Here is an 11,386-nt window from a genome sequence, read left to right on the forward strand (position 1 = left end):
TGCGCAAACCACTGGCCCGTTCAACGGCTCGTGTCCACGCCCTCCGCCAGGGTCTCGGTTGCCGCCACCGGTGCGGCCTCGCCCGCCCCGACCGGTTCCTGCTCGACCGGGTCGACATCGAAGGGCGTGCGGAACACCAGCGAGGGCAGCAGGGTGGTCAGCGCCGCGTACAGCAGCAATGCGCCGAACAGCACCGCCGGAATCTGGAACCGCTCACGCATGATCGCGGCCAGGACCAGGGTGAAGATCAGCGTCGGCGCCAGCGCCAGCGACACGCGCAGACTGCTGCGGAAACTCTCACCGAACATCAGCCGGCGCTGCAGCCAGACCACGCCGATACGCAGCGGCAGCACCACCAGGGTGATCACGATGCCCAGCCCCAGCGCTTCGAAGCTCAATGCCTCGGCGGGAACCTTGGTGCCGGCATTGAAGAAGTAGAACGGCACGAAGAACGATGCGAACAGCCGCAGTGCATGCAGGTTCTCGTGCGAGGCCAGCAGCGGCATGCGCTGGTGCAGAAGCCGTGCGACCAGGCCTGCGATGAAGGCGCCCACCAGGTAATACACCCCCAGCAGGTAGGTGATGTAGGCAGCGACCATGCCGACCATGACCAGCAGCGAGAACTCCGAACCGGGCGCGTGCGGCGCCACCCAGCGACCCAGCGCGATGAACAGCAGCGGCAGGCCGACCATCATCGCCAGCAGGGCCAGGCTGGACAGGGCCATGTGACCCGGATCGCCGGCCTGCAGCACGATGAACAGTGCCGCCAGCGCCAGCAGCTCTCCGGCGATGGCCTTGCTGGTCACCCAGAATCGCTCGTCCTCGCTCAGACCCAGCCGCGACAGCGAATCCATGATGAAACCCGTGGAGGGCGTCAGCAGCGCCAAGGCCAGCAGGCCCGCGGCCTGCCACGGCAGGCCGGCGTAGCGCCAGGCCAGCCAGCCGACGCCGAACAGGGTGGCGCTGCGCACCACAAGATGCGCCAGCAGGGGCCACATGCCACGGCGCAACGCCTGCAGATCGACCTCCAGACCTGCGAACAGGAACAGGGACGAGATGCCGAGCGTGGCCAGCAGCCCGATCACCGCGTCGTGCGCCTGGTCCCCGAGCCAGAGCATGCCGATGATCCCGAACAGCAGGCAGGTGAGCGGTGCGGGCAGGCTGAAGCGCTGCAGCGCGCGCGGGATCACCAGCAGCGCGAAGATCAGCAGCAGGTAGATCAACTCATGACTCATGGGGGACTTCCGTGTGGTTTCGAACGCGCGCAGGATGCGCGCGCACGACCCTCGGAGCAAGCCCGGCCCGGAGACGGGCGGGCGTCAGCCGATCAGCCTGTCCGCGATGCGTCCAACCTGCGCCAGCACGCTGGCGCGTTGATCGTTGCTGATGTCCGCAGCCTGCAGGTAGGCCGTAATCACCCAAGGTGCCCCTCCCCCCATGGGCCACAAAACGGCGGTGTCATTGCGTGCATCCTCGCCATTGCTGCCGGTCTTGTCGCCCACCCGCCAGCGCGCGCCCAGCCCTGCGCGCAGGCACGCATCGCCGGTTTCGTTGTCGATCAGCCAGTCGGCCAGTTGCTGGCGCGCGCCCGGCGCCAGCGCATCGCCCAGCACCAGCCGCTGCAGGGTCGCGGCCATCGCCGCCGGCGTGGTGGTGTCACGTGGATCACCCTCGGCGAAGCTGTTCAGTTCCGGCTCGAGACGATCGCTGCGGGTCACGCTGTCACCCTGAGCGCGCAGGAAGGCCGTCACGGCGGGCGGCCCGCCCACCACGTCGAACAACAGATTGGCCGCCGTGTTGTCGCTGGTGATGATCGTTGCCCGGCACAGGTCGCGTACGGTCAGATCCTTGCCGGCGTGGCGGCGCGCCACCGGCGCATGCGAGAGCAGGTCGGCCTCGCGCACCGGCACGCGCCTGTCCAGCAGCCCGGGCACGCGCCGGGACTGGTCCAGCACCGTGGCCGCCAGCACCGTCTTGAACGTGCTGCACAGTGGGAACCGCTCATCCTGGCGATGGCCGATGCGGCGACCGCTGGCGGTATCCAGCACGGTCACGCCAAGCCGGCCCGCACAGGCCTTTTCCAGGGCGGCAAAGTCCGTGGCGGCGGCGATCGCGCCAGCCGCCGCCGACGTGCCAACGCCCCTGCCGGCAGCACGGGCGATCAGCGGCAGAGCCAGTGAAGACACCACTGCTGAAGTACTGAACTGAAGGAATCGTCGACGGGGCAACATGCAGGACCTCCGGAAAGTGAACCCGATTATCGAAAGCCCCCGCCGCGCCTGACCAGCGCGTTTTTTCAGCACGTGCCATCAATTTCATTCATGCCTAAGAAGGGCATTCAACGGAGATTCCACGAACCATCCGGATCCCGCTACGATCAGTCATCATTTCAGCTCACGGCTTTCCGATGCTGCATCCGACTCTGCCGCTCAACGCCCTGCGCGCCTTCGAAGCAGCGGCCCGCCACCAGAACTTCACCCGCGCCGCGCTTGAGCTGTGCGTCAGCCAGGCCGCGTTGAGCCATCAGATCCGGGGGCTGGAGGACCGGCTGGGGATCCGCCTGTTCCACCGCCTGCCTCGCGGCGTCGCCCTCACCGATGAAGGCGCCGCGCTGTTCCCGGTGCTCAACGAAGCGTTCGAGCGCATCTCGGCCAGCATCGCGCGCTACACGGGGGGAGCGGCCCGCGAAGTGCTGACGCTGGGCGTGGTGGGTACCTTCGCCACCGGCTGGCTGCTGCCACGCCTGGCCGCGTTCGAGGCCACGCATCCGGATATCGAGCTTCGCGTGCAGACGCACAACAACCGCATCGATCTTGCCGGCGAAGGCCTGGACCTGGCCATCCGCTTCGGTGAGGGCGACTGGCAGGGGCAGGCCTGCACGGCCATCCTGGATGCGCCGTTCGCACCGCTGTGCGCCCCCGCCCTGGCACGCCGGCTGAAACAGCCGCGTGATCTGGGCACGCTGCCGCTGCTGCGCTCCTATCGCAATGACGAATGGCCGCGCTGGCTGCAGGCGGCCGGGGTCAGCGGCGTGGAGGCGCGCGGGCCGGTATTCGATTCGTCGCTGACCTTGGCCATGGCCGCTGCCGGAGGGGCCGGCGTGGCCCTGCTGCCGCTGCGCATGTTCGAACAGGAACTGGCGGAAGGACGGCTGCTGCAGCCGTTCGCCACGACGCTGGAACTGGGCCGCTACTGGCTGACGAGGCTGCGCTCACGCGCCGAGCGTGAGCCTGCACGGCGCTTCCGCGAGTGGTTGCAGGCGCAGGGCTGATGCATGCGAGCGGTAGCGCCGGGCCAAGCCCGGCGAGCGCAGTACATCGGGAACACCACCGGGCATGGCCCGGCGCCCTCCATCAGGACTCCAGCAGCTCCATCCAGGCAGCTTCAGCCTTTTCCAGCTGCGCAGCGGCCGTTTCGCGATCACGGCCCAGCACGGCCATGCGGGTGCTGTCGGCATAGTTGGCCGGGTCCGCCAGTTGACGGTCCAGTTCGGCCAGGCCGGCTTCCAGCTCGGCCACCTTGGCTTCCGCCGCGGCCAGCTTGTGCGGATTCACCGGCTTCTTCTGCACGACCTGCGCCACCGGTGCGGTCTTGACCACCACCGGCTCTTCCACCTGCTCCATGCGCGCCTTGGTGCCCTGCGCCTGCGGACGGGTGCGCAGCCACGCAGCGTAGGCGTCGAGATCTCCGTCGAACGGCTCGACCACGCCATCGGCCACGCGCCAGTAGGTATCGCAGACCAGGCCGATCAGGTGGCGATCATGGGAGACCATCACGATCGCGCCTTCGAAGGTTGCCAGCGCTTCGGCCAGCGCCTCGCGCATTTCCAGGTCCAGGTGGTTGGTCGGTTCGTCCAGCAGCAGCACGTTCGGCTGCTGCCAGGCGATCAGCGCCAGCGCCAGGCGCGCACGCTCACCACCGGAGAAGCCATCGACCGGCTCGAATGCACGATCACCCGGGAAATTCCACTTGCCGAGAAAATCGCGGAACGACTGGTTCGGCGCATCCGGCGCGATCTCGCGGAAATGCTCCATCGGCGACTGGCCTTCGTGCAGCGACTCGACCGTGTGCTGTGCGAAGTAGCCGATCTTCAGGTCCGGATGGGCCATGCGCTCTCCGGCAATCGGTGCCAGCTCGCCCACCAGGGTCTTCACCAGGGTGGTCTTGCCGGCGCCGTTGGGGCCGAGCAGGCCGATGCGTTGTCCCGCTTCCAGACCAAAGCCGACGTTGTGCAGGATCACGGCGTCCTGGCCATAGCCCGCCTCGACATGATTCAGGCGGATCAGCGAGAACGGCAGCTTGGCGGGCGGCGCGAACTCGATACGGAACTCGCGCTCGGCACGCACGGCCTCGGTACCGGCCAGCTTGGCCAGGCGCTTCATGCGGCTCTGCGCCTGCGCGGCCTTGCTGGCCTGCGCCTTGAAGCGGTCGATGAAGCTCTGCAGGTGGGCCCGCTCGGCCTGTTCCTTCTCGTGCGCGATCTGCTGCTGGCGCAGCTGCTCGGCACGTTGGCGCTCGAAATCGGTGTAGCCGCCCGGGTACAGCTTGGCGCCACCCCCATGCAGGTGCAGGGTGTGGGTGGCAACGTTGTCGAGGAACTCGCGGTCATGCGAGATCAGCAGCAGCGTGCCGGGATACTTCAGCAGCCACTGTTCCAGCCAGTACACCGCATCCAGATCGAGGTGGTTGGTCGGCTCGTCGAGCAGCAGCAGGTCGCTGGGCATCATCAGCGCGCGGGCAAGGTTCAGGCGCACGCGCCAGCCACCGGAGAAGGAGGACACCGCGCGGTGGTGGGTCTCGGCCGGGAAGCCGAGGCCGTGCAGCAGCTTGCCGGCACGTGCTTCGGCGTCATAGGCGCCCATCTCGGCCATCCGGGTATGGGCATTGGCCACCGCCTCCCAGTCTTCACGGGCGGTCGCATCGGCCTCTTCGGCCAGCACGGCGGCCACTTCCGTATCGCCACCGAGCACGAAGCTCAACGCCGGATCCGGCAGCGACGGGGTTTCCTGGGCCACGCTGGCAATGCGGACCTTGCCGGGCAGGTCGACGTCGCCCTTGTCGGCCTCCAGTTCGCCCTTCACCGCCGCGAACAGGCTGGACTTGCCGGCACCGTTGCGGCCGACCACGCCCACCCGGTAACCGGCATGCAGGGTCAGGTCGACGTTGGACAACAGCAGCCGCTCGCCGCGGCGCAAGGCGAAATTACGAAGCGAAATCATCGGGGGGGTCCATATAACCGGATGGAATGTGCTGGTGAGCACTGTTCCTGCGACGCAATTCTAGCGTTAACGAATACTTGACGCGCCCCGGGATGCGCAGCGGCTGGCGTTTCCTCTCTCCCACGTCCTCACCGCACGCGTCCCGGGCCCCTCTCATGATGATGCCCATCGCGGCTAAATGGTTGCTGCTGCAACGTTTTTTCCGATGGCCGGCATTTGACAGGCACTGAATATCCCGTTAATTCCTATTTTGCGCACCGCAACAACCGTCGTCCGCTTCACCTCGTGATGTCGATACCGGTGCCGTCCCCGCCAACCGGAGTTCCGTCCCGATGACCCGCAAGACCAGCCTGATCGCCGCCGCCGTCGCTGTCGCACTCGGTGGCTCTCCGTTCCTCGCCGCCGCCCAGCAGAGCGGTACTGCCGCCAACACACTGGACACCGTGATCGTCACCGGTACCCGCGTGGCCGACCGCACGGTCGCCGAATCGCAGTCCCCGATCGACATCATCACCCCCGAGGTTCTGCAGTCCACCGGCACCAGCGAACTGGCCACCGCGCTGTCGCGTGCCCTGCCCTCGCTGAACTTCCCGCGCCCGGCCCTGACCGACGGCACCAGCGGCGTGCGACCGGCGCAGCTGCGTGGCCTGTCACCGGACCAGGTGCTGGTGCTGGTCAACGGCAAGCGCCGCCACACCTCCGCCATGATCAACGTCAACGGCAGCATCGGCCGCGGCTCGTCGGCGGTGGACATCAATGCGATTCCGATCGCCGCCATCGAGCGCGTTGAAGTGCTGCGCGATGGCGCTTCGGCGCAGTACGGCTCGGACGCCATCGCCGGCGTCATCAACATCGTGCTCAAGGGCAGCGGCAGCGGCGGCAGCCTGGCCGTCGACTACGGCCAGTATTCGGCCGGCGATGGCAACAAGTACCAGCTCTCCGGCGATACCGGCGTGGAGTTCGGCAGCGGCCGTGGCCGCCTGCACGTGGCCGGGCAGATCAGCCAGCAGGATGAAAGCAACCGCGCCGGTCCTTACCAGGGCAGCACACCGAACACCGGCAATTTCCCTGGCATCGGCGAGACGACCTTCGTGGTCGGCGATCCGCGTGTGGATGCGACCGCCGCCTCGGCCAACGCCAGCTTCGACTTCAGCGACCGCGTTACCGGCTACGCCAGCGCGTTGCTCAGCAACCGCGACATCACCTCGTTCGCGTTCTACCGCTCGCGCAACCACAGTGGGCAGGGCGCCCTGCTGGCCCAGATCTACCCCGACGGCTTCGTGCCGCAGATCAACCAGTACTCCAAGGACCGCTCGCTGGTGGCCGGCGTCAAGGGCAGCACCGACAGCGGCTGGACCTGGGACCTGAGCCTGAACCACGGCGAGAACACCCTGGATTTCCACACCCGCAACACCATCAACTACAGCCTGGGCACGGCCAGCCCGAGCTCGTTCTACGACGGCACGTTGAAGTACCAGCAGGACATCTTCAATGCCGACCTGACCAAGTCGCTGGACTGGGGCCTGGCCTATCCGGTGACGCTGTCCTTCGGTGGTGAGTACCGCAAGGAGAAGTGGGACCAGAACCCGGGCGAGCTGAATTCATACACCGGCAGCGGCGCGCAGGGCTTCGCCGGCTTCACCCCGACCAATGAAGTGCATACCGACCGCCACAACTATGCGGTCTACGCCGGCCTGGAAGCGGACCTGACCGAGAAGTTCTCCGCCGGCCTCACCGGGCGCTACGAAGACTATTCGGACTTCGGTGACCGCTTCTCCGGCAAGCTTTCGGCACGCTACGCGTTCACCGACAAGGTCGCGCTGCGGGCCACCGCGTCCAGTGGCTTCCGCGCGCCATCGCTGGGCCAGCAGGGCTACCAGGCGGTGACCAGCACCATCATCAACGGTGACTTCTTCGAACGCGGCACTTTCCCCACCACCAGCCCGGCCGCACAGGCGCTGGGCGCCTCGCCACTGAAGGCCGAGACCTCCACCAGCTACAGCCTGGGCCTGGTGCTGCAGCCGGTGGACCGCCTGTACGTGACCATCGATGCGTACCAGATCGACATTGACGATCGCATCGCGCTGTCCTCCAACATCACCACCACGCCGGCTGCAGCCGCGCTGCTGGGCGGGCTGGGCCTCCCGCAGGTGACGGCCTTCTCGTACTTCACCAATGCACTGGACACGCGCACGCGGGGCGTGGACTTCGTCTCCAGCTATACCGTGCCCTTCAGTGCCAGCAGCCTGGAGCTGACGGCGGCCTACAGCTACAACGAAACCGAAGTGAAGCGGGTGAACGGGTCTCCGTCGGTGTTCCCGACGCTGGGTATCTCGCAGTCGCTGATCGGCCGCGATGAGATCGGCCGCATCGAGGACAGCTATCCGCGCGACAAGGCGATCCTCAGCGGCACCTGGCGCTCGGATCATTGGGAGCTGGGCCTGGCGGCCACACGCTACGGCAAGTTCACCGTGCGCAATTCGGCCACCGCGCTGCGTGACCAGACCTACGGTGATGCCTGGGTAGTGGATGCCTCGGCCAGCTACAAGCCGAGCAGCAACTGGACCCTGACCGTCGGCGCGGACAATCTGCTGGACAAGTATCCGGACCGGACGGCGGACCTGCAGAACTCGACCTTCGGCATGCTGCCGTACAGCAACTACTCGCCGTTCGGCTTCAACGGCGCGTATGTGTACGGGCGTATCCGGTACACCTGGTAAGCGGCACCGGTAACGCCGGGCCACGCCCGGCGGCGCGGTGGAACCTGCATCCCTTCTGTTCCGGCAGAAGGGATCGGCCCTGTACTGCTCAAACCATCCGTTCCACCTGCCGGGTTTGCTGCATCTGGCCGCTTGGGTGAAAATCGGGACATCCCCCTCCCCGAACCCTGCGAGTGCCGATGCACCATGACACCGACCTGATCAACATCGTCGCCGTTGGCCTGGGGCTCGCCTTCATCTTCGGCGCGCTGGCCAACAAGCTGCGTTTGTCTCCCCTGGTCGGGTATCTGGTTGCTGGCATCTGCGTGGGGCCATTCACCCCGGGGTTCGTCGCCGACCAGGCGCTGGCCAACCAGCTGGCCGAACTGGGCGTGATGCTGCTGATGTTCGGCGTCGGCCTGCACTTCTCGCTGAAGGACCTGATGGCGGTCAAGGCCATCGCCATCCCGGGTGCCATCGGCCAGATCGCAGTGGCCACCCTGCTCGGCTGGGGCGTGGCGTGGTTGATGGGCTGGCCGACACTGCATGGGGTGATCTTCGGCTTCTCGCTGGCCACCGCCAGTACCGTGGTCCTGCTGCGGGCGATGGAAGAGCGCCGCCTGCTGGAGACCATGCGCGGCAAGATCGCAGTGGGCTGGCTGATCGTGGAGGATCTGGCCTGCGTACTGGCACTGGTGATGATGCCGGTGCTCGCCGGCGTGTTCGGCCCCGATGCGGCCAAGGAAACCCACACCGTCGGCAGCGTGCTGGCCGATCTGGGCTGGACGTTCGTGCAGCTTGGCCTGTTCGTGGCCGTGATGCTGGTGGTCGGTCGGCGGGTCATTCCCTGGATCCTCGAACGCATCGCCGGCACCGGCTCGCGCGAGCTGTTCACCCTGTCAGTGCTGGCGATCGCACTGGGCGTGGCCTTCGGTTCGGCCATGCTGTTCGGCGTGTCCTTCGCGCTGGGCGCGTTCTTCGCCGGGATGCTGCTCAACGAATCGGAACTGAGCCACAAGGCGGCGCATGATTCGCTGCCGCTGCGCGATGCGTTCGCGGTGCTGTTCTTCGTTTCGGTGGGCATGCTGTTCGACCCCAACATCGTCGTGCAGCATCCGTGGCAGGTACTGGCCACGGTGCTGATCATCATGTTCGGCAAGTCCGCCGCCGCCTTCTTCATTGTGCGTGCGTTCGGCCACCCGAGCAGCACCGCGCTGACCATCTCGGCCAGCCTGGCGCAGATCGGTGAGTTCGCCTTCATCATCGCCGGCCTCGGTGTCTCGCTGCAGATCCTGCCGAAGGAAGGACAGTCGCTGGTGCTGGCCGGTGCACTGGTGTCGATCATGCTCAACCCGCTGGTGTTCGGCCTGCTCGACCGCTGGCAGGCGAAGCAGGAGCAGCTGCCGCAGGCGCCGGAGCCGGAAGAAGCCACCGGGCCCTCGCGCGACCTGCATGACCACGCCATCGTGATCGGCTACGGCCGCGTCGGCAGCGAGCTGGCGCAGGTGCTGCGCGACCGCGGCGTACCGGTGCTGGTGATCGATGACAACAAGGACCATGTCGAGCGTGCACATGCCAGTGGCCTCGCGGCGATCCGTGGCAGCGCCGCGGCCGACCGGGTGCTGGCCGAGGCCCACCCGGAGCGCGCCAAGATCGCCGTCCTGGCCATTCCGCAGCCACTGGAAGCCGGCGAAGCGCTGGCCAAACTGCGCGCGATCAATCCCGAGCTGACCCTGCTGGCACGGGCACACAGCGATGCTGAAGTGAAGCACCTGCTGGAACATGGCGCCGATGGCACGGTGATGGCCGAGCGCGAGCTGGCCTATTCGCTGGCGGAGATGATCATGTCCACCCCGCCCTACCGGAATCTCGGCCAGCACAGCATTCCGGTGGTGTGAGGCAGGGCGGATGGCGTAGCGCCGGGCCATGCCCGGCGGCTGCCATGAAAAATCCCCGGTCGACCCGCATCGACCGGGGATAGGTAACACCAGTGCCACGCCTTGGAGAGGCAGCTCCACCGTAGCGCATCGCGGCGGCGGTGGTGATCGCCACTGGCGATGACGACCAAGCGCCTGGCTATCAGGCGCCGGCCAGCGCCTGCTGCAGGTCGGCCTGCAGGTCGCCGATGTGCTCGATGCCGATCGACAGCCGCACCGTGTCTTCGCTGACCCCGGCACGGGCCAGTTCATCGGCATCCAGCTGGCGATGGGTGGTGGATGCCGGATGGGTGGCCAGCGACTTGGCGTCACCCAGGTTGACCAGCCGCGTGAACAGCTTCAGTGCGTCCAGGAAGCGGGCACCGGCCTCACGTCCGCCAGGGAGACCGAAGGTCAGCACGCCCGAGCCCTGCCCACGCAGGTAACGCTGTGCGCCCGCATGCTCAGGGTCATCCGGCAGGCCGGCATAGCGCACCCACGCCACCTTGGGATGCTGCTTCAGATACTGCGCCACGGCCAGCGCGTTGGCGTTGATCCGTTCCATGCGCAGGGCCAGGGTCTCGATGCCCTGCAGGATGAGAAACGCATTGAACGGCGACAGTGCCGCGCCGGTATTGCGCAGCGGTACCACCCGCGCCCGGCCGATGTAGGCGGCCGGGCCGAGGGCGTCGGTGTAGACCACACCGTGATAGCTCGGGTCCGGCTGGTTGAGACGGGCGAAACGCTGTGGCTGCGCCGTCCAGTCGAAGCGGCCCGAATCGATGATCGCTCCCCCCAGACTGTTGCCATGGCCGCCGAGGTACTTGGTCAGCGAGTGCACCACGATATCCGCGCCATGCTCGAATGGGCGCAGCAGGAAAGGCGTGGCAACCGTGTTGTCGACAATCAAGGGCACGCCGGCGGCATGGGCGACTTCGGCAATCGCGGCGATGTCGGTGACATTCCCGCGTGGATTGCCGATCGACTCCACGAACACCGCCTTGGTTCGGTTGTCGATGAGGGGAGCAAAGGCTGACGGATCGGCCGGATCGGCGAATCGCGCCTGGATGCCATACTGCGGCAGCGTATGCGCCAGCAGATTGAGGCTGCCGCCATACAGCGCACTGGCGGCGACGATGTTGTCGCCTGCTTCGGCGATGGTCTGGATCGCATAGGTGATCGCAGCCTGCCCGGATGCCAGCGCCAGCGCACCGATCCCGCCTTCCAGCGCGGCCAGACGTTGCTCCAGCACGTCGGTGGTGGGATTCATGATGCGGGTATAGATGTTGCCCTGCACCTTCAGATCGAACAGATCGGCGCCGTGCTGGGTGTCATCGAAGGCGTAGGCCACGGTCTGGTAGATGGGCACCGCCACTGCGCGCGTGGTCGGGTCGGGCCGGTAGCCGCCGTGCACGGCCAGGGTTTCCAGTTGCCACTGCGGATCACTCATCGCGTCAGGTTCCATCCGGGGAAACCTGCACGATAGGCGACCCCACCGCGCACGCTGAGAGCCGCTGGCGATGAGCCCGTAACCTGTGGTTATCAGGACCTG

At 66.9% G+C, this 11,386-nt stretch carries 7 protein-coding genes; 3 read left to right on the plus strand and 4 right to left on the minus strand.

Going from position 1 to position 11,386, the window contains the following annotated elements; translation table 11 throughout:
* Positions 1-20: 20 nt before the first annotated feature.
* Positions 21-1,235 (minus strand): cation:proton antiporter, encoded by a 1,215-nt coding sequence (locus tag ACX9OW_RS10890; RefSeq protein WP_193396485.1) that lies wholly within the window; start codon positions 1,233-1,235, stop codon positions 21-23.
* An 84-nt stretch (positions 1,236-1,319) separates the two neighbouring features.
* Entirely contained in the window at positions 1,320-2,231 is a 912-nt protein-coding gene (gene blaL2, locus ACX9OW_RS10895; RefSeq protein ID WP_193396486.1) for a L2 family extended-spectrum class A beta-lactamase, read from the minus strand.
* Positions 2,232-2,407: 176 nt separating this feature from the next.
* Between blaL2 and ampR the strand changes: the two genes are divergently transcribed.
* The gene (ampR, locus tag ACX9OW_RS10900) at positions 2,408-3,271 is read left to right on the plus strand and encodes a LysR family transcriptional regulator AmpR (RefSeq protein ID WP_053519379.1); all 864 of its coding nucleotides are present in this window, start codon (positions 2,408-2,410) and stop codon (positions 3,269-3,271) included.
* Between the two features lie 82 nt (positions 3,272-3,353).
* Here the strand turns inward: ampR and ACX9OW_RS10905 are convergent, their stop codons facing one another.
* The gene (locus ACX9OW_RS10905; RefSeq protein WP_053519381.1) at positions 3,354-5,219 is read right to left on the minus strand and encodes an ABC-F family ATP-binding cassette domain-containing protein; all 1,866 of its coding nucleotides are present in this window, start codon (positions 5,217-5,219) and stop codon (positions 3,354-3,356) included.
* 332 nt (positions 5,220-5,551) lie between these two features.
* On the opposite strand from ACX9OW_RS10905, the gene ACX9OW_RS10910 reads away from it, so the two are divergent.
* Together ACX9OW_RS10910 and ybaL are read left to right on the plus strand one after the other, a co-directional pair.
* A complete protein-coding gene (locus ACX9OW_RS10910; RefSeq protein ID WP_459062257.1) occupies positions 5,552-7,939 on the plus strand; it encodes a TonB-dependent receptor plug domain-containing protein in 2,388 nt (795 codons plus the stop codon).
* A 179-nt stretch (positions 7,940-8,118) separates the two neighbouring features.
* Positions 8,119-9,816 (plus strand): YbaL family putative K(+) efflux transporter, encoded by a 1,698-nt coding sequence (ybaL, locus tag ACX9OW_RS10915; RefSeq protein ID WP_053519386.1) that lies wholly within the window; start codon positions 8,119-8,121, stop codon positions 9,814-9,816.
* 181 nt (positions 9,817-9,997) lie between these two features.
* On the opposite strand, the gene ACX9OW_RS10920 is transcribed toward ybaL, so the two are convergent.
* On the minus strand, positions 9,998-11,284 hold the full coding sequence (locus ACX9OW_RS10920; protein WP_065182586.1) for an O-acetylhomoserine aminocarboxypropyltransferase/cysteine synthase family protein: 1,287 nt from the start codon (positions 11,282-11,284) through the stop codon (positions 9,998-10,000).
* Positions 11,285-11,386: the final 102 nt, after the last annotated feature.

Source organism: Stenotrophomonas genospecies 5, assembly GCF_054473825.1.